The following is an 18,292-nucleotide window of genomic DNA, read 5'->3' on the forward strand; positions in this document are numbered from 1 at the left end:
ATAGTCAGGGCTTTGACCGCCAGATTCCAAGGGACGCCAAATGGCACCGGAGCCGACGGCGTTGCTCGCGGAGGTGCTGGTCCGGGTGGCGTCGATCACCGTCTTCATCGCCCTCGGGGTCGGCCTGGCCAGCGTCGCCGTCGAGTTCGGCGCGGTCCAGTACATCGCGGGCTTGGCGCGGCCGCTGACCCAGCCGGCGAACCTCCCGCCGGAGGTCGGGACGGCGATTCTGGCGACGACGGCCTCCCCCACCGCGGGGTACGGCATGCTCGCCGAGTATCGGGAGGCCGGCCTGCTCGACGACCGCGCGACGCTCGTCGCCGTCACGATGAACACGTTCTTCGGGTTCGCCCAGCACATCTTCACCTTCTACGCGCCCGTGTTGATCCCCATTCTCGGCCTGAAGGTCGGCCTCATGTACGTCGGCGCGCGGGCGCTGATCTCGCTCGCCATCACCGGAACCGGTGTTCTGGCGGGCGCACTCCTGCTCTCGGAGCGAAACGTCGACACTACCGTCGAGGCCGACGTGGACGAGGGGGCCGCCGTCGAAGCCGACGGGAGCGGCGGGGCGCGGGACCGTCGCGCCAGGCTCCGGGCCGCCGCCGAGAGTACCGTCGAGAAGGTCCGGGACATCGTGCCGCGCCTGCTGGTCGTCTACCTGGTCGTCGCGACGCTGGTGGCCTACTACGAGGAGATCGTCACCGTCCTCTTTGGCAGTCCGGACGCGCTCGGCATCGCCGGCGCGGTCGCACCAATCACCGGAGCGCTCGGGTTGCCGAGCGCGGCGATCCCGGCCGTCGCGGTGTTCGCGGTCGACACGACCAACGGGGCGATCTTCGTCGCGCCGCTGATCGAGAACGGGACCTTCACCGCGCGGGCGGCGGTCGCGACGATGCTCGTGGGCGGGATCGTCTCCTTCGCGGTCTCGACGTTCAAGCGGTCGATCCCCTTCCAGTACGGCATCTGGGGCCGCGAGTTCGGCTCGAAAGTGATCGTCGTCAACACGGTCCTCAAGGTCGTGTTCATCGCCGTGGCGCTGGTCGTCCTGCTCGCGCCGACGGCGATCTGAGCGGCGGGGCGCGGAGTACGGCGCGGCCGCTCGCGGCCGTCAAAAACGGAGAGAAGTGTCGCCCTCAGAGCGCGTGGCCGGCGACCGGCTGCTTGGTCTCGATTTCCGTGTTGTAGCAGGTGTTGCAGGTGTACTCGTTCAACTTCGTCGTCTCGTCGTTCAGAGCCATCCGGGTCCCGCACTGTGGGCAATACATTATGATTGTATAAGGGCTACCGGTGACCTTAATTCTTTGCATCTGATAGGTATGGTGAACTGTCTCACGGCATCGAGTAACAAACCGGGAGGAACCGAGAGAGTGTTTTCGGGGACAGGGGACTGATCGGGCGAATACCACGAGGAGAGTGGCGGCCAGGGACGCTCAGGCCGTGTCGGGGATGGGGTCGGCGATGACGACGGCTTCGCCGTCGATCACCTCGTCGCCGTCGGCGGTGGCGCGGGTCGTCAGCCGGTAACGGCCGTTGCCGAGGTCCTCGACGACCTCACACTCGGCGGTGACCTCGCTCCCGATGTCGACGGGGCCGAGGAAGGAGGTGTCCTGCGAGAGGTAGACGATGAGTCCGGGGAGGCGGGCCAGCGCGGCGCTGACGACGCCGACGACGAGCGTCCCGTGGGCGATGGGGCGGCCGAAGCGGGTGCCCTGGGCGTAGTCCGGGTCGAGGTGGAGGCGGTTGGTGTCGCCGCTGGCCTCGGCGAAGGCCTCCACGTCCTCCTGGGAGAGGGTCTTGGTGAACTTCACCACGTCGCCGGTTTCGATGCGGTCGTCGTGAGGGCCGAGGCTCTCGAACTCCCAGCCCTCGCGCTCGTAGGCGGTGTCGACGCGCTCGCGGTGGTGACGGTCGGCGGTCGAGCCGCTGCTGGTAGTCGTGCGCCGCGTGAAGTGGGGCAGATAGTAGGAGATGTCGGTCGTCGTGACGATGCCCACGAGGTCCCCCTCGTCGGTCACCGGGAGTTTCTTGATCGTGTGCTCGCGGAAGCGGTCGACGGCCGCCTCGATGGAGTCGTCGGCGTCGATGGTGACGACCGGGGTGGACATGCAGTCGGCGGCGGTCACCGTGTCGGCGTCGTACCCCTCGGCCACGAGGCCGACCACGTCCGATTCGGTGACGATGCCGACGGGGTCGCCATCTTCGACGACGACCGCCGAGCCGATGTCTTTCCCGTGGAGCAACTCGGCGACGGCGGCGGCGTCGAGGTCCGGACCGATCGTCTCGACTGTCGGGTTCATTACCTCGCGGATGGTGACGGGGACGAGCATTCGGTGACATCTCCGGGGCCACTCTCCCTATGCCTTGGGGTCACCCCACCACCGGTCGGCCTCGCCGCTCAAGTAGCTGGCCCCCACAGGCGACGTATGGACCGTGCCGTCCTCGCGCTCGTCGTCCTCGTCGCCGCCAGCGGTTGCCTCGGGCTCTCCCCGGACGGCTCGCCCGCGCCGGGGACGCCCGCACCGCCCGCGGACGCCGACCTCCGGGACAGCTACGCGGTGACCGTCACGGCCGTAGTCGACGGCGACACCGTGAAGATCCGCTATCGCAACGGCACGCAGGACACCGTCCGCCTGCTCGGCGTCGACACGCCCGAGACCAGCGGCGAGAACGACCCCGCGGAGTTCGAGGGCGTCCCCGAAACCGCGGCCGGCCGGTCGTGTCTCGGCGAGGCCGGCCACGACGCCACCCGCGCGATGACCCAGCGCCTGCTGGGTGAGACCGTCACCATCGGCGTCGACGCCGAGAGCGACCGCCGGGGCTACTACGGTCGCCTGCTGGGCTACATCTACCAGGACGGCGAGAACGTCAACTACTGGTTGCTCACCGAAGGCCACGCCCGCGTCTACGACAGCCAGTTCACCGAACGGGCGGCCTTCGACGCCGCCGAACAGCGGGCCCGGGCCAACGGCACCGGTCTGTGGACCTGCGCGACCGAGAACCCGGTGACAGCGACCGGAACGGGCGGCGACACCGTCGCCGCGGACGGCGGCACGGTCACGGGCGCGCTCGCGATCACCGACATCCATGCGGACGCCGCCGGCGACGACCGCGAGAACCTGAACGACGAGTTCGTGCGCTTCGAGAACCGCGGCGAGACCGACCTCGACCTCTCTGGGTGGACCGTCTCCGACGCGGCCGACCACCGTTTCCGGTTCCCCGACGGGACGACGGTCGACCCCGGCGCACGGCTCACGCTCCGGACCGGGAGCGGGACCGACTCGGCGACCACGCTGTACTGGGGGCAGGGTTCGCCGGTCTGGAACAACGACGGCGACACGGTGACCGTGCGGGCCGAGAACGGGACGGTGATGGCGCGCCGAGGCTATTAGCCGCCCGAGCATCCAAGCCCGTCCAGCCCCGAGGAGGGGTATGGGCGTCCTCGCCCGCCTGGCACCGCCCCCGTCGCTGGTCGACTGGTCGATCCTCGCCCTCGTCGCGTTCGAGGTCGGGTCGGGACTGGTGAGTCTCACCGTCGGCCAGCCCTCGGGCGCGTGGCTGTTCACCCTCCACGCGCTGGCCGGCTTCACGCTGGTCGCCCTGCTGGGCTGGAAGTTCCGCCGCGTCCGCCGCCGCGTCACCGACCGGGACCTGTGGGACGGCGGGACCCCCATCTCGCTCCTGCTCGGCACGCTCGTCTTGGCGACGCTCGCGACGGGCATCTACTGGGCGCTGTCGGGCCCCGTCCGGATCGCCGGCTGGCCGCTCCTCTTTCTCCACATGGTCCTGGGCACGCTCGTCGCCCCCGTCTTGCTGTGGCACCTGCGCCACCGGTTCCGCCTCCCCTCGACCGCCGGCGTGGACGGACGACGGACGACCCTCCAGTACGGGGCCCTGCTCGGCTTCGGTGCGCTCTCCTGGAAGGCCCAGCAGGTCGCCGGCGACGCCCTCTCGCTCCCCGGCCGGGACCGCCGGTTCACCGGCTCCAAGGCCGAGGGGAGCGACGACGGCAACGCCTTCCCGGTCACCAGCTGGGTGGCCGACGATCCCGACCCGGTCGACCCGGACGACTGGACTCTCACCGTCGCCGGCGCGGTCGAGACACCCCTGGAACTCGACTTCGACGCCCTCCCGCCCGAATCCCGCTCGGCACCGCGCCGACGCGACGGATCGGCCGCCGACACGCCCGTCGAGGGAGCCGGCGAGCGCGCCGTCCTGGACTGCACCAGCGGCTGGTACTCCGAACACGACTGGGCGGGCGTCCGTGTCGGCGACCTGCTGGATCGAGCGGGGCCGACCGACGACGCCGCCTGGGTCCGCTTTCGCTCCGTGACGGGCTACTACTGGAGCCTGCCCATCGAGGAGGCCCGCGACGCCCTGCTGGCGACCCGCGTCGACGGGGAGACCCTCGCACACGGCCACGGCTTCCCGCTCCGACTCGTCGCGCCCGGCCGTCGCGGCTTCCAGTGGGTCAAGTGGGTCGAAAGCGTCGAGGTCACCCACCGCCAGGATCTGGGCCAGTGGGTCGCCATCTTCGTCAGCGGCCTAGATTAGGGCGTCCAGCGCCCCCCAGAGACTGGGCCCGTCGTCCTCGTAGTGGATCGGGACGAACCCCGCCTCGCGTGCGGCCTCGACATCCGCCTCGTAATCGTCACCGACCATCACGTACTCGTCGGCGTCGACCTGCTCGCGGGCGTACTCGTAGATCGCCGGATCGGGTTTCGCCGCGCCGGCCGCCGGCGCGGTCACGACCGTCTCGAAGAATCCGTCGAGGTCGTGCGCCGCAAGTTTGGCCGTCTGTCGGTCGCGACTCCCGTTCGTGAGAATGCCGAGGTGATCGGTCTCGGCGAGCGCCGCCAGCGCCGACGGCGCGGCCTCCGGCACCGTCGTCGCCGCGATCTCGGCCTCGCGGAGCGCGTCGGTGAGTGCCTCCGGCGCGAAGTCGCCGTCGACCGCCGCCGCGACCGCCTCCGCACCCGCCCGCTCGGCCCCGGGATCGAGCGCCGCCCGCCGCTCGTCGAGTGTGTCCAGGTACGTCTCGACGAGTTCCGGATCGGCCTCCCCGAGAACCGCGTCGAGCCCGCGCTCGACGACGGTCTCGCGGTCGGCAGTGTGAGAGAGCAGGGTGCCGTCGACCGCGAAGAAGATGGCCGCCGTCATCGGTCGTCGGGCTGGACCGGCCGCCCCTCCTCGGTCGGCGGCGCGACGTGGTCGATGTACTCCTCGACGGACGGTTCCTCGACCCGCACCCGGACGTGGAGGTCGCCGAGTTCGCTCGGGTTCCCCACCGCGAAGGTGACCACACCCTCGAAGGCCGGCTGTTTCTTCAGGTCGAAGCTGAAGGTGTCACCCTGCCGGTTCTCGAAGAAGACCTTGCGGGCGGCGTCGAGGATCTCCTGGCGGTGCAGCGCCTCCGAGAGCGCTTCGAGACTGTGGGTCTCGGCCAGCAACTCGCCCGGCCGCTCCTCGATCTCGGCGTCCGGAAAGAGATTGTGGATCGCGTCGGCCACCCGGTCGGTGACCTCCGTGTCGTTGACCGGCGCGGTGATCTGCACGTCGACGCTGTAGATCATCGGATCGCCTCCGGTCCCTCGTCGAAGACCGTCCGAATCTGCTTGCGGAACCGTTCGAGCGTGTCGGTGTTCTCGATGGTCACGTCGGCCCGCTCCATCGCTTCCCCCATCCCGAACCCGAGTTCGCGCTCGTCGCGTTCCCGCAGGCTCTCCCCGTCCTCGGTGTCGTCACGGCCGCGGTCGGTGATCCGCTCGCGGCGCACCTCGAACGGCGCTTCGATGCTCACGAGATAGAACTCCTCGCCGAACCGGTCGCGGAACGCGTCGAGTTCCACGTCCGACCGGAGGCCGTCCACGAGGACGGTGTCGGTGTCCTCGCCGGCGAGTCGCTCCTCGATCAACGGCAGGGATCGCTCGGCGATGGCCGCGGGCCCGTTCTCCTCGCGGAGTGTCTGGGCGATCTCGCCGTGATGGCTGGCCGGGTCCAGCCCGCGGTCCCGGCACTCCCGGCGGATCACGTCGCCCATCGTCACGACCGGCACGCCCAGCTCGCGGGCAACTTCCGCCGCCTCGCCTTTGCCACTGCCGGGGAGGCCGACTGTCCCGATAACGGTCATTGCCAGTCGGTAGTCCCGAGGCGCGCTTAAGGGCTGTGACTGGCCGTGGCGGTCGAAACGCATCCCCGAAACCGAGGTTCTTTTTGTCCATCGCGGTACAGTCCGAAGCGAGGGCACGTAGCTCAGTCCGGACTAGAGCGTCGGACTTCTATCACCTGCAGTCATCTGCCGGTGGAAGCCATCCGACGGTCGTGGGTTCAAATCCCACCGTGCCCGCTTCTGCGAGGCGCACACCGCGCCGAGCGAAGCGGCCAGTGGGATTTGAACGAGAGAAGTCGCAGCACCCGAACGAAGTGAGGGTGACCGTCTTCGCGTAGTTCAATATCCCACCGTGCCCGTGCGAAAACCGTCGTTTCAGGACTTCTACCGAAAAGTCCGAACCGTCACCGCCTCGTCCCCTCTGTGGTCGGTTCTCAGATCCATTCTGCATCTCGGATTTCGAAGTTCGTTCAGCACCTGAACGGCCCCCGCTGCCGTCCGTCGATTCTCGTTGTCGGACTTAAGTGGGGTGGGTCGGCGGGATCGACCCCAGCAGAATTTTCAGCCCCCCACACCTCAGCGGGCGTATGCATCCCCGAGCCGCGGAGTTCGCCGAGACGGCCGCCGACCGGTACGGTATCGAGATCGACGTCCACGAGTTCGACGAGGGGACCAAGACGGCCGCGGACGCGGCCGAGGTGGTCGGGTGTGACGTGGCGCAGATCGCCAGCGGGCTCGTGTTCACCGCTGACGACGAGCCGATCATGGTCGTCACCAGCGGGGCCAACCGCGTTGACGAGGCACACCTGGCCGACGAAATCGGTGCCGAGGAGGTTGCGATGGCCGACCCCGACCGCGTCCGGGAGGCGACGGGGTACGGGATCGGCGGCGTCCCGCCGTTCTGTCACGACTCGGAGATACGGACCTACATCGACGAGACGTTGCTCGACCACGACGAGGTGTGGGCGGCCGCCGGGACGCCACGGACGGTGTTCCCCGTCGATCCCGAACGGCTGGCCGACCTGGCCGACGCGACCCCGGTCCCGGTGACGGACTGAACGGTCGAGACTACCCGGGGCTGTTCGACCGGGTATTGTGAGCCAGTGACACGGCAGTATTTATAATGTGAGGGTGTAACACATACCGGATATGGTACGACGAATACGGAGACGCGAGGTACTCGGAGGAATCGCAGGGGCCGGTGTCGCCGGCCTGGCCGGGTGTACCGGCGGCGACGGCGGCGGGAGCGGCCGCACGATCAGGATGGGCCTGCTGATGGGCGTCACCGGTGGGCTGAGCGACCTCGGGCCGCCGATCCGCAACGCCGCCCAGCTGGTGCCCCAGCAGGTCAACGACGCCGACACGGACTTCGAGGTCGACGTGCAGTTCGAGGACACGGCCACGGCAGCGAGTCAGGGCGTCAGCGGTGGGAACGCGCTTGTCAACGCCGGCTACCCGATGATCTGTGGGGCCCTGAGTTCGGAAGTCAGCCTGCAGGTGGCCAACCAGGTCGCGATCCCCAACGGGATCACGATGTGTTCCCCGGCCAGTACCGCGCCGGACTTCACGACGCTCGAGGACAACGACTACTTCTTCCGGACGCCGCCGACCGACGCCCTCCAGGGGCAGGTTCTGGCCCAGATCGCCTCGGAGCGACAGGGCCACAGCAGCGCGGCGACGCTGTATCTCAACAACGCGTACGGGAACGGGCTCTCGGCCGGGTTCGTGGACTCCTTCGAGAACGAGTACGGCGGGACCGTCACCGCGTCGGTGTCGTACTCGGAGGGGCAGAACTCCTACAGTTCGCAGTTGAGCCAGGCGCTGAGCGACGACCCCGACGTGTTGCTGGTCGTCGGCTACCCCGGCAGCGGCGTCACCATCTTCCGGGACTACTACAACGACTACAGCGCCGACCGGGACATCCTCGTCTCGGACGGCCTCCAGTCGGCCGATCTCCCGGGCAACGTGGGACAGAGCATGGACAACGTCACCGGGACCGCGCCGCTCGGCGAGGGGCCCGGCGTCGAATTCTTCTCGGAGCAGTTCCAGAACACCTACGACTCGGACCCGGCGGGACAGCCGTTCACGCGGCAGTCCTACGACGCCGCGGCCGTGCTGGTGCTGGCAAACGCCGCGGCCGGCGAGAACTCGGGCGCGGCGGTCCGGGACAATATGCGCACGGTCGCACAGGGTGACGGCCAGGAGGTCACGCCGAGCAACCTCGTCGACGGCATCGAGATGGCGGCAAACGGCGACGCCGTCAACTACCAGGGCGTCTCCGGGCCGGTAGCGTTCGACGACGCCGGCGACCTGGCGGCGGCCACCTACGAGTACTTCGAGTTCACCGACTCCGGCGTGGAGACCATCGAGACGATCACGCCCTGATTACCCGCCGAGGAAGTCCGCGCGGACCTGCTCGTCGTCGAGCAGGGCCCGGCCGGTGTCCTCGTGGCGGTTCTGTCCCTGCACTAGGACGTACCCGCGGTCACACCGACGCAGGGCCTCCTTCGCGTTTTGCTCGACGATCAGCACGGCCGTCCCCGCCTCGTTGATCTCGTCGATGCGGTCGAACATCTCCTCTACGAGGTCGGGGGCCAGCCCCGCGCTGGGTTCGTCGAGCAAGAGCAGATCGGGGTCGAGCATCAGCGCCCGTCCCATCGCGAGCATCTGCTGTTGCCCGCCCGAGAGCGACCCGGCCCGCTGGCCCTGCCGTTCTTCGAGGATTGGGAACCGCTCGAACACCGCTTCGACCCGGGACTCGGGCACGCCGTCGAGCGTGTAGGCACCCATCTCCAGGTTCTCCTTGACTGTGAGCCCGGCGAACACGTTGTCGGTCTGCGGGACGTAACTCAGCCCGCGCGTGATGATCTCGGAGGGGCCCAGCCCGCTGATCTCCTCGCCGGCAAACTCGATCGACCCGCCCATGTAGGTCGTCAGCCCGAAGACGGACTTCATCACGGTGGATTTGCCGGCGCCGTTGGGGCCGACGATGGAGACGTACTCCTCGCCGCCCACGTCCATGTCGACGCCGTCGAGGATCTGCAGGTCGCCGTAGCCGGCGTCCAGATCCCGGATTTCCAGCAGCGCCATCAGACCTCACCTCCGAGGTACGCCTCCAGCACACGGTCGTCGTTTTTGACCTGCTCGGGCGTCCCCTCGACCAGGACCGACCCCTGGTGGAGGACGATCACCGGCTCACAGTGGTTCATGATGACGTCCATGTCGTGTTCGACCAGCAGGAAGGTGTACCCGTCCTCGCGCAGGGCGTGGAGCCGGTCGAGGAGTTTCTCTTCGAGCGTCGGGTTGACGCCGGCCAGTGGCTCGTCGAGCAGGATCATCTCGGGTTCGATCATCAGGACCCGGGCCAGCTCCAGCAGTTTGCGCTGGCCACCCGACAGCGCGCCGGCGTACTCCTCGGCCAGGTGATCGAGTTCGAGGAACTCCAGGGTCTCCCAGGCCTGCTCGCGCAGTCGCTCCTCCTGCCGGACGACCTCCTGCCGGGCACCGGGGAGGACGGCCCGCCAGAGTTTCTCGCCGACCTGGCCGCGCGGGGCGAGCATCGCGTTCTCCAGGACGGTCATCTCGTCGAGTTCACGGGCGATCTGGAAGGTGCGGACGAGACCGCGGTTGGCCGACCGGTGGGGTCGCCATCCCGTGATGTCGGTGCCGTCGAAGACCACCTGTCCGCTGTCGGGCGTCTGCACGCCGGTCACGAGGTCGAAGGTGGTCGATTTGCCCGCGCCGTTGGGGCCGATCAGACCGGTGATCGTGCCCCGTTCCACGTCGAAGGTCGCGCCGTCGACGGCCGTGATCCCGCCGAAGGACTTCTCCAGATCCTGGACCTGCAAGAGCGGGTCGTCGGCGTCCGCGTCGGTCGTCGCGGCCGATTCGTCGGCGGCCGCCTCGTCGGCGTCGGGCGCGGTGGTCGTCATCGGTCCTCACCTCCGGGGCGCTCCCCGAGATCGACGCTCGCGGCCGTCTCCGTCCGATGGCCGAGCAGGCCCTCCGGCCGGTTCTGGATGAGGTAGATGAGGACGACGCCGAGCAGGACGAGACGGAGCGCGGAGACGTTCACGTCCGAGATGGTGTACGCGAGCAGGGGCGTCACGTCCAGCGACGCCAGCGGCCCCACGGCCTCGAAGATGGTGTTGGGCGTCTGGCCGATGCCGATGTCGACGTACTGCGTGACGACCCGGCGGACGAAGTTCGGACCCTCGAACAGCAGGCTGGCGAACACCGCGCCGCCCACCACGCTCCCGGTGTTGGACCCGGCACCGCCGATGATGAGCGCGACGAACACGTAGAAGGTCGTGATCGGCCGGAAGTCCTCCGTCGAGGCGAGGCCGCCGATCCGCCAGAGGATGGCCGCCAGCCCCATCAGCGCACAGCCCAGCGCGAACACCTTCACCTTGAACAGGCGGGTGTCTTTCCCGAGGGCACCGGCGACGGTCTCGTCCTCGCGGATGGCCTTCAGCACGCGGCCGAACGGCGAGTTGCCGACGCGGCGCAACAGCGCGTACACGCCAGCGACGACGAACAGGAGAACGATGGCGTACGCCGTCCCCTCGACGACCGGGGCGCGAACGCCCAGGGCCTCGAAGGTCCCGAACACCGCCTCGCCGAAGGCAGAGGGCGGCGACGTGACCTCCTGTGGGTTCTCGTAGAACAGCATCCGGATCGGGTTGGTGGGGAGTGACATCCCCGTCGAGCCGCCGGTCCCGAGCGACAGGCCAGCGACCGAGAACGTCTCGAACACCGGCGAGCGATAGGTCAGCCGGACGATCTCCGAAAAGGCGAGCGTGACGATAGCCAGATAGTCCCCGCGCAGGCGCAGGGCCGGCAACGAGGCGACCGCCCCGACCAGTGCGGCGGCGACGACGCCACCGAGGATGCCGATGGGGAGGGGAAGGCCGAGCCCCGGCGGGTTCGTCGTGGGCGCGGTGCTGAGCATCCCCATCGTGTAGACGCCGACGGCCATGAATCCGGCGACGCCGAGGTTGAACAGGCCCGTGTACCCCCACTGGAGGTTCAACGCCAGCACGAGCATCGCGTAGATGGCCGAGAGGAACGTGATCCGGCGGAGCGTGTTGACGATCCCGCCGAGATCGTATCCCAGCACGAGCGAGACGCCCGTGAACAGCGCGTACAGTCCGACGGCCAGCACCAGCAGGAGCGCGGCGTCGCTCCGACCGTCGAACCACTCGGAGACGGCAGCCTTGCCGTCGTCGAGGACACTCATACGGTCGTCACCCCCCCGAGCAGGCCCTGGGGCCGAACCAGCAGCATGACGATCATCACGACGAACGCCGCCGCGATGATGAAACTCTCGGGGAGCCACACGAGCGAGAGCCGGCTCGCGAGCCCGATCACGAGCCCGCCGACCATCGCGCCGTAGACGGAGCCGATGCCGCCGAGGATGACCGCCGCGAACACGAGCAAGAGGAGTTGCCAGCCGAAGCTCATGGTGAGGGCACCGCGTTCGAGCGCGATCAGGAACCCGGCCGCGCCCGTCAGCCCGGCACCCAGCAGCCAGGTCGTGCGGATCACCCGCTCGGTCGGGATGCCGCTGACCTGTGCGAGGTCCTCGTTGTCGGCCATGGCGCGCATGGCGGTGCCGAACGTGGTGTACCGCAGGAGGACGTGTGTACCGAGCATCAGCGCCACCGCCAGCACCGCCAGCGTGGCCTCGTGAGCGGTGATCGTCACCGATCCGGCCCCGACGGGAAGGCTCCACGAGGGCGTGGCCTGGCCGGCGGTCAGCCCGCGCGGCCCCGTCTGGAGCGTGAACACGAGCAGGTATCGCACCGCGAGCGCGACGCCGACGCTCGCGATCAGCAGGGCGATCCCGCGCTGGCCCCGCATCGGTCGAAAGACGATCCGGTCGACCAGGAGCGCGAGCCCGGCGGTCACCACCACCGAGACGAGCAAGCCGAGAACGATGGCGACCGGTGCGGTCGTGACGCTGATGCCGAGCGTCCGCGACGACGCCCGCAACAACACGAGTGGCTGGGCCTCGAACGAACCCAGTCCGGTGACGAGGAACGCGGTGATCCAGCCGACCACGCCACCGACGGTGATGTAGTCACCGTGTGCGAAGTTGGCGAAGTTGAGAATGCTGTAGGTCATCGCCAGTCCGATGCCAGCGAGGCCGAGCGACAACCCGAGAACGGTGCCGTCCTTGACGAATCCGGCGAGGCTCGCGGTCGTCAGCGCGCCCGTCCCGAGTTTGCGGAGCAGGTCCGCAGCCAGGAGGGCGACGAGAAGCCCGAGGGCGATGAGGACCGCTCGCTCACGGACGAACGCGACGAGGGTGTTCGTCTCCGTATCTGTGGCCATACTGTCGCATATGCGGCGAGGTATAAAACGTTCACAGACTCTCGCAGTCACTCGACGCCGGCCGAACGATCCTCGCCCCACCACGAAACATTGCGGTAATGTGACAATAGCAGCGCAGTTATTGTGACTGATAACTGGCTCGCCACGCATAAGGAGTGCAAGACCAACACAATGGTACTCGTTCCATGTCAGGTGACACGTTGCGGCGGTTGCTCGGTCGTTCCGACCCCTCGGGGTCCACGGGCGAGGGATCGACGTATCGGCGGCGGTACGCGTCGACGCTCGCGGATCGACTCGCGAACCAGTGGACGACCGGATCGGATCTCGACGGTGTGCTGGCGGCACCTTCGGAGGCGGATCGGGCGACGCTCGCGGACGCCTACGACGCCGCGGCGGCCGGCGATGTCGTCGCTGATCACGGCGTCGCGGTCGAGGCGGCGGTGGCGGCGGCCTTCGAGGAACTCAGAGCCGACCTCGGTGACGAGGCGGCCATCGACCGGGTAGAGGCCTCGCTGTCGGCGACACTGGACGGCCTGTTCGCGTCGCTCGAAACCGGTGTCGACGCCGTCGAACCAACAGCGGCGGCCGACGGCGGGACCGCACCGGCCGGCGGCGAGACGGGTCTCGAATCGGGACCGGAGCCACCGGAACCGGACGCCGGGGAGCCGCCGGTACCCCTCGCCGCGCGGGAACTGTTCGACCACGTCGGGACCTGTCTGTTCGTGCTGGACGAGACGGGCGACGTGGTCGTCTGGAACCGCGGCGCCGAGGAGTTGACTGGCGTCTCCGCGCAGGAGGCCTACGCGGCCGACATGGCGAGCGAGGCGTTCTACCACGACGGGCGACGGGCCAAGACCCTGGCGGACAAGGTCCTCGACGCACCCGAATCGGCCGACGAGGCCTACGGCGTGCCCCGGGTCGAGGACTACGAGTTCACGCTGTACCGCGACCGGAGTACGATGACCGACGCGGACGGCGAGGAACGGCACATCTCGTTCAGCGCCGCGCCACTGTACGCGGACAGCGAGGGAGAGGGTCCCTCTGGCAGCCGGACGCAGTCCGGCGACGGCGACCTCGTGGGCGTCGTGGAGATGGTACAGGATCGGACGGCCGATACCGTCCGGCGCGAGCGGACGACCGACCTCCTCGTGGAACTCCAGTCCACCATCGAAGCGATCCAGGGCGGCGACTACGACGCCCGCGCCGCTTTCGAACACGAGGGCGTCGTCGACGGGGAACTGGTGTCGGTCGTCGACGCGCTCAACGACCTGGCCGAGCAGTTCCAGTCGCTGGCCGACAGCGTCGCCAGCGACGTCGACGACCTCCGTGCCCAGGCCGAGACGGTGACCGACCGGTCGAACGACATCACGACCGCCGCCGCCGACCAGAGCGAGACGATGACACAGCTGGCGAGCGAGATCTCGACGCTCTCGGCCAGCGTCGAGGAGGTCGCCGCCAGCGCCTCCGAGGTCGACACCACCAGCTCGGAGGCCGAGGAGATCGCCCGCGAGGGCCAGGCGTCGGCCCAGGAAGCCGTCTCCCTCCTGAACGAGGTCGAGACCTCGGCCGACGACGTGGCCGACGACGTGGACCACCTGCAGGACCGCATCACCGAGATCAACGACATCGTCGAGGTCATCAACGACATCGCCGACCAGACGAACATCCTCGCGCTGAACGCCTCCATCGAGGCCGCTCGTGCGGGCGAAGCCGGCGAAGGGTTCGCCGTCGTCGCCGACGAGGTCAAACAGCTGGCCGAGGAGTCCCAGCAGAACGCCGCGGAGATCGAACAGCTCATCGACGGGATTCAGGCCGATACCGACGAGACCGTCGCGAACCTGGCGTCGACGACCGACCGAATCAGCGAGGTGAACGGCCAGGTCGAGGACGCGATGGCTCGGCTGGAAGACATCGTCCAGGCGATCAGCGAGGCCTCACAGGGGATTCAGGAAGTGGCCGACGCCACCGACGACCAGGCCGCCTCGACCGAGGAGATCGCCAGCATGATCGACGAGGCCGTCGATCAGGCCGACGAGATCGCCGCCGACATCGAGGCGATCGCCACCGCCAACCGCGAGCAGGTAGATCGGGCCCGCGAGATCCGCGAGAGCGTCGAAAAACAGCGGTTCTGAGCGCGTCAGATGTAGCCCAGGGCGTCCTCGATCCGACCCAGTTCCGGGCCGGTGGTGTCCTCGCCGACGACGTAGCCGTTCTCGTTGGCCAGCAGGCCCGACCCGACGAGCGGGCCGCCGTAGTTGATCGTCCCGATGTCGGCGGGCACGTCGAGCAAGTCCTCGAGGAAGTCCAGTTCCTCGTCGGTCGTCTTGGGGTGACAGAGGACGCCGCGGTTCGTGGCGACGGCGGCGGTGCCCACAGTTCGAACGCCGGCCAGCGTGCCGCGTTCGACGGGCACGTCCAGCGCGTCTTTCACCGTCTGGACGGCCTCACGGGAGAGGTCCGGGTGGAGGTACGCGCCGGTGTCGTTGGCCAGGACGACGTTGCCGGCGGCAGTGATCCGGCCCGGGAGTTCGGTGACCGGCAGGTCGACGGCCTCGGTGATCGCCTCGCGTTCGCGGTCGGTAGCGCGGCCGCTGACCAGCAGGCCGTTCTCGTTACCGGTCGCCAGCGCACCGACGGTGCCCGATCCGCCGACCGTCGTCGGGACGGCCGGAACCGCGAGTTCGTCGGCGAGATCCTCGCGGAGGTCGTCGTCGACGTCGGGGCGGACCAGCAGACAGTCGTCGGTGGCCCGGGCGAAGACGCCGACGTACGCCGAACCGGCGAAGGCCGCGCGGAGCAAAGCTATGCCGTCTCTGCTTCGACGACGGCCTCGCCCTCCTCCTCGAAGCGGGCGGCCCGCACGCGAAGCTTGCTCGGGGGCTTTTTCTGGCCGCGTTCCCAGATCTCCTCGTTGATCGAGGGGTCCAGCCGGACGGCGTCGCCCTCGACGCTGAAGTGCTGGGCGAGGTGTTCGCGGATCAGCGTCATCGCTTTGCCGGCGCGTTCGTGTTTCGGTTCCTTGTTCACGTCTCGGAGCGGGACGGTGATGACCCGCTCCTCGAAATCACTCGCGCTCATTATTCGTCGGTGTCGCTGTTACGCCAGCTACGACGCTGGGGGTTGCGCTGGACCTCGCGGTCCGTCTTGAGCATGACCCACGCCGGAATTCGGCTGTTCTGGCGGTCCTTCTTGGCGAGACGCTTTTTCTTGGCCTTCGACTTCTTACCCATAGTGCCCGCTTCTACCCCGCCGCCGCTTAAATTTGTGTTCTTTCGTCCCCACCTTTTTCCGCGGGGGGTCGCAGGCGACCCCCCGCGCAAAAACGTGGGCGAAAAAGCCGGACGCTCGCTCCGCTCGCGTCCGGTACGACGACTTCGTGCCCGACCGCAAAGCAACCGCACCGCGACCGCACCGCCACCGCACCGCCACCGCACAGCAACCGCACCGCACTGCCCCCTACAGAAACGCCAGCGGCACCATCACCGCGAAGCCGAGAACCAGTCCCGTGGCCAGTTCCCGATAGCCACGGCCCGGGAGTCCACTGCCCATCTCCAGAGCCTCGGGGACGAACTCCGAGAGCACCAGATAGATCATCGCGCCCGCGGCGAAGCCGAACCCGGCCGGCAGGAACTCGCGGGCGATCCGCACGAAGTAGAAGGCCAGCACCGCGCCGATGGGCTGGGGCAGACTGGAGAACACCGCCCACCAGACCATCTTCCAGCTGGGCACGTCCATCGACCGGAGCGGAATCGAGATCGCCAGCCCCTCCGGGACGTTGTGGATGGAGATGGCGACGGTCATGAACACCGCCAACAGCGGGACGACGAAGGGCCCGAACGCGAGTCCGCCTTCGAGGTTCAGCTCGGCGAAGGAGACGCCGACGGCGACCCCCTCGGGAAAGCTGTGGACCGTCAGGATGCCCAGGATCAGGACGAGCTTCTGGAAGTCGGCCTCCTCGTACTGCTTGGGGTCGAAGTGGTGATCGGAGATGATCCGGTTGGCGACGATCACGAGCGCGACGCCCGCCATCAGCCCGACGGCGATCAGGAGGTAGTCGCCCCGGCCGTCGGCCTCGGCCATCCCCTCCAGGATCAGCCCGAACGTCGACGCCGAGATCATGATCCCCGAAGCCAGCCCCCAGAGGCCGACCTGCAACCGGTCGCTCACCTCCGAGATGAAAAAGAACGGGAGCGCGCCCAGCCCTGTGGCCAGGGCCGTGATCAGCCCCGCGACGAACACCAGCGTCAGATTCGCGAGCGTTCCCATGGGCGAGCTTCGAACGTCGCCGGCTTAAGAATTATCACGAACCTGATTGTTTTTGGTCGACCTAAACGGGCGACGGAGGGCGTGTCGGGGTGATCCTTAAACACTCGTAGGGCCTTTCGAGTGTTCTGCAGACATCCACGCATTTCTATCGCCTAGTACCCAACGTTTATATTCTGATTTCGCATTTCACTATTCGATGTCAACGACGAAGGCGACTGGAAGTGGAGAAACGGTCACTATCGTATCGGCGATGGACGAGCGCGGTACCCTGACAGTCACGAAGCCGACGACCGGCGAGACGGTCGAAGTGGTCGATTACGCCGACGAGTTGCTCCGGGAGCGCGCGAAGACGCTCTCGCCGGGCGCGACGGCGCGGCTGGAGCTGACGCCGACCGACGACGGGACGTACTCGCTCACCCGACTCCTCCCGGGTGGGCCCTCGCTGGGATTCGGCGCGGACTGAGCGACGCGCCGGCGCGACGGCGTCACGGCGGCAGCCAGGGGTGGCACACTGGCGTTCCTGCACCTTCTCCTCTCGTTCCGAATTCGATAGCCGCGGGCTCGTGGATCACCCGGACACCGATGGGGCCGTCGACTCGTGGGGTGTGAGCGGCCGGCGTGTCCGAGTGGGGCGTCAGACCGTCCCGCCGTAGCCGTACTCGCCGTACCCCTGTGTCCCGTAGGAATCGGACGCCGTGGGCGTCGTCGTCTGCGGGACCTCGGTCGTGGTCGTCGGCGTCTCCGTGGTCGCGTCCGTGGCCGAGTGGACCGTCACGGTGTAGGACCCGCCACCGTCCTCGACGTCGACGATCTGGACGTAGCAGGTCCCGTCGCTCGTGGCGGTCTCTGCGAGTTCGACCGGTGTCGACGAACTGGCGTAGACCTGATCCAGGAAGTTTCCGCCGTCGTCGTAGATCGCGACGAGGGAGACCCCCGTCGCGTCCGCGGTGGCGTACTCCACGGTCAGCGGTTCGCCGGCAGTCACGCTGACGGCGTACCAGTCGACCTCGCCGGCCGCCAGCGTGCCCGCGATGGCGGTGTTTTTCGCCACCGGCGTCGCGTCGGCGCGAACGTCGTTCGGTTCCTGTTCGGCCGTCGCGGTGCCGACGGCGGCCACCGACGCCGCGCCGACGGGTACGCCGCCGTAGCCGAACCGCCGTTCCCGTGGCCGTTCGGGTGCCTCCGTGTCGTCGCCGACACACCCGGCCGCCCCGGCGGCGCCGAGCGTCGCCAGCCCTGCGAGTTTGAGCCAGTCCCGGCGGCCGATCCGCGAGTCGTCGGCACCGTCGCCGTCCATGGTTACGGCCACCCCGGACGAGCGACCGTCTCGGCGTCCGGTCGGGAGTTACTGTCAATTTCTACTATATTACTACAATCTAACCCTATTCGCAAGAATGCGGCCACTCGTCGAATCGGATCGCGGCCCGTGACGCCGCGAGCCCCGACAGGAACTTCGGTTCGCCTACTGAGCATCGTCCTCAGCCCAGGAGAGTGGATGTAAAGGCCTTCCCCGGGCATTATATCGTCCGATAGCCGGAATGTTATTTCAACGTCCGAATGGTAAGGTATCTATAGAGACGCTAT

Annotated in this window: 20 protein-coding genes and 1 tRNA gene; 8 read left to right on the plus strand and 13 right to left on the minus strand. The window is 68.2% G+C overall.

Going from position 1 to position 18,292, the window contains the following annotated elements; translation table 11 throughout:
• Positions 1-40 precede the first annotated feature (40 nt).
• Positions 41-1,069: a nucleoside recognition domain-containing protein gene (locus ACOZ4N_RS13560; protein ID WP_424016900.1), complete on the plus strand. Its 1,029-nt coding sequence runs from the start codon at positions 41-43 to the stop codon at positions 1,067-1,069.
• Between the two features lie 361 nt (positions 1,070-1,430).
• Here the strand turns inward: ACOZ4N_RS13560 and ACOZ4N_RS13565 are convergent, their stop codons facing one another.
• Positions 1,431-2,327 (minus strand): CBS domain-containing protein, encoded by an 897-nt coding sequence (locus ACOZ4N_RS13565; RefSeq protein WP_424016901.1) that lies wholly within the window; start codon positions 2,325-2,327, stop codon positions 1,431-1,433.
• Positions 2,328-2,423: 96 nt separating this feature from the next.
• Here ACOZ4N_RS13565 and ACOZ4N_RS13570 point away from each other — a divergent pair, with 96 nt between their 5' ends.
• Positions 2,424-3,389 carry a lamin tail domain-containing protein gene (locus ACOZ4N_RS13570; RefSeq protein ID WP_424016902.1) on the plus strand — a complete coding sequence of 322 codons (966 nt, stop codon included), beginning with the start codon at positions 2,424-2,426 and terminating at the stop codon, positions 3,387-3,389.
• Between the two features lie 40 nt (positions 3,390-3,429).
• Positions 3,430-4,551, plus strand: coding sequence for a molybdopterin-dependent oxidoreductase (locus tag ACOZ4N_RS13575; protein WP_424016903.1), 1,122 nt, complete (start codon positions 3,430-3,432; stop codon positions 4,549-4,551).
• On the opposite strand, the gene ACOZ4N_RS13580 is transcribed toward ACOZ4N_RS13575, so the two are convergent.
• Genes ACOZ4N_RS13580 through ACOZ4N_RS13590 form a run of 3 tightly spaced genes read right to left on the minus strand, consistent with a single transcriptional unit; the run spans position 4,543 to position 6,127 of the window.
• Positions 4,543-5,157, minus strand: a complete 615-nt coding sequence (locus tag ACOZ4N_RS13580; protein ID WP_424016904.1) for an HAD family hydrolase — start codon at positions 5,155-5,157, stop codon at positions 4,543-4,545. The two genes, ACOZ4N_RS13575 and ACOZ4N_RS13580, sit on opposite strands and share 9 nt — an antisense overlap.
• Positions 5,154-5,570: an RNA-binding domain-containing protein gene (locus tag ACOZ4N_RS13585; protein ID WP_424016905.1), complete on the minus strand. Its 417-nt coding sequence runs from the start codon at positions 5,568-5,570 to the stop codon at positions 5,154-5,156. The genes ACOZ4N_RS13580 and ACOZ4N_RS13585 overlap by 4 nt, the downstream gene beginning before the upstream one ends.
• Positions 5,567-6,127, minus strand: a complete 561-nt coding sequence (locus ACOZ4N_RS13590) for a nucleoside monophosphate kinase (protein ID WP_424016906.1) — start codon at positions 6,125-6,127, stop codon at positions 5,567-5,569. The genes ACOZ4N_RS13585 and ACOZ4N_RS13590 overlap by 4 nt, the downstream gene beginning before the upstream one ends.
• A 111-nt stretch (positions 6,128-6,238) precedes the next feature.
• Between ACOZ4N_RS13590 and ACOZ4N_RS13595 the strand changes: the two genes are divergently transcribed.
• From ACOZ4N_RS13595 to ACOZ4N_RS13605, 3 genes are all read left to right on the plus strand, one after another.
• Positions 6,239-6,343, plus strand: a tRNA-Arg gene (locus ACOZ4N_RS13595).
• A gap of 350 nt (positions 6,344-6,693) precedes the next feature.
• On the plus strand, positions 6,694-7,164 hold the full coding sequence (locus ACOZ4N_RS13600; protein WP_424016907.1) for a YbaK/EbsC family protein: 471 nt from the start codon (positions 6,694-6,696) through the stop codon (positions 7,162-7,164).
• A 91-nt stretch (positions 7,165-7,255) separates the two neighbouring features.
• Positions 7,256-8,491 carry an ABC transporter substrate-binding protein gene (locus ACOZ4N_RS13605; RefSeq protein WP_424016908.1) on the plus strand — a complete coding sequence of 412 codons (1,236 nt, stop codon included), beginning with the start codon at positions 7,256-7,258 and terminating at the stop codon, positions 8,489-8,491.
• Here the strand turns inward: ACOZ4N_RS13605 and ACOZ4N_RS13610 are convergent, their stop codons facing one another.
• From ACOZ4N_RS13610 to ACOZ4N_RS13625, 4 genes are read right to left on the minus strand one after another with little or no spacing between them, the layout of a single operon-like run.
• The gene (locus tag ACOZ4N_RS13610; RefSeq protein WP_424016909.1) at positions 8,492-9,196 is read right to left on the minus strand and encodes an ABC transporter ATP-binding protein; all 705 of its coding nucleotides are present in this window, start codon (positions 9,194-9,196) and stop codon (positions 8,492-8,494) included. It lies immediately after the preceding gene.
• Positions 9,196-10,038 carry an ABC transporter ATP-binding protein gene (locus tag ACOZ4N_RS13615; RefSeq protein ID WP_424016910.1) on the minus strand — a complete coding sequence of 281 codons (843 nt, stop codon included), beginning with the start codon at positions 10,036-10,038 and terminating at the stop codon, positions 9,196-9,198. Before ACOZ4N_RS13615 ends, ACOZ4N_RS13610 begins: the two co-directional genes overlap by 1 nt.
• Positions 10,035-11,345, minus strand: coding sequence for a branched-chain amino acid ABC transporter permease (locus ACOZ4N_RS13620; protein ID WP_424016911.1), 1,311 nt, complete (start codon positions 11,343-11,345; stop codon positions 10,035-10,037). The genes ACOZ4N_RS13615 and ACOZ4N_RS13620 overlap by 4 nt, the downstream gene beginning before the upstream one ends.
• Positions 11,342-12,442, minus strand: a complete 1,101-nt coding sequence (locus tag ACOZ4N_RS13625; RefSeq protein WP_424016912.1) for a branched-chain amino acid ABC transporter permease — start codon at positions 12,440-12,442, stop codon at positions 11,342-11,344. Before ACOZ4N_RS13625 ends, ACOZ4N_RS13620 begins: the two co-directional genes overlap by 4 nt.
• Positions 12,443-12,627: 185 nt before the next feature.
• Between ACOZ4N_RS13625 and ACOZ4N_RS13630 the strand changes: the two genes are divergently transcribed.
• Complete coding sequence (locus tag ACOZ4N_RS13630; RefSeq protein WP_424016913.1) at positions 12,628-14,574, plus strand: methyl-accepting chemotaxis protein; 1,947 nt, start codon at positions 12,628-12,630, stop codon at positions 14,572-14,574.
• A 5-nt stretch (positions 14,575-14,579) separates the two neighbouring features.
• On the opposite strand, the gene ACOZ4N_RS13635 is transcribed toward ACOZ4N_RS13630, so the two are convergent.
• From ACOZ4N_RS13635 to ACOZ4N_RS13650, 4 genes are all read right to left on the minus strand, one after another.
• Positions 14,580-15,242, minus strand: coding sequence for a translation initiation factor IF-6 (locus ACOZ4N_RS13635; protein WP_424016914.1), 663 nt, complete (start codon positions 15,240-15,242; stop codon positions 14,580-14,582).
• A gap of 2 nt (positions 15,243-15,244) precedes the next feature.
• A complete protein-coding gene (locus ACOZ4N_RS13640) occupies positions 15,245-15,520 on the minus strand; it encodes a 50S ribosomal protein L31e (RefSeq protein ID WP_424016915.1) in 276 nt (91 codons plus the stop codon).
• Positions 15,520-15,672, minus strand: coding sequence for a 50S ribosomal protein L39e (locus ACOZ4N_RS13645; protein ID WP_077206110.1), 153 nt, complete (start codon positions 15,670-15,672; stop codon positions 15,520-15,522). Before ACOZ4N_RS13645 ends, ACOZ4N_RS13640 begins: the two co-directional genes overlap by 1 nt.
• Positions 15,673-15,898: 226 nt before the next feature.
• Positions 15,899-16,708, minus strand: coding sequence for a ZIP family metal transporter (locus ACOZ4N_RS13650; protein WP_424016916.1), 810 nt, complete (start codon positions 16,706-16,708; stop codon positions 15,899-15,901).
• Positions 16,709-16,904: 196 nt separating this feature from the next.
• Between ACOZ4N_RS13650 and ACOZ4N_RS13655 the strand changes: the two genes are divergently transcribed.
• Positions 16,905-17,171, plus strand: a complete 267-nt coding sequence (locus tag ACOZ4N_RS13655) for a hypothetical protein (protein ID WP_424016917.1) — start codon at positions 16,905-16,907, stop codon at positions 17,169-17,171.
• Between the two features lie 171 nt (positions 17,172-17,342).
• Here ACOZ4N_RS13655 and ACOZ4N_RS13660 read toward each other — a convergent pair whose 3' ends face one another.
• On the minus strand, positions 17,343-18,005 hold the full coding sequence (locus ACOZ4N_RS13660; protein ID WP_424016918.1) for a hypothetical protein: 663 nt from the start codon (positions 18,003-18,005) through the stop codon (positions 17,343-17,345).
• Between the last annotated feature and the right edge of the window lie 287 nt (positions 18,006-18,292).

The organism is Halorientalis pallida (assembly GCF_049605515.1).
Classification (GTDB): Archaea; Halobacteriota; Halobacteria; order Halobacteriales; family Haloarculaceae; genus Halorientalis; species Halorientalis pallida_A.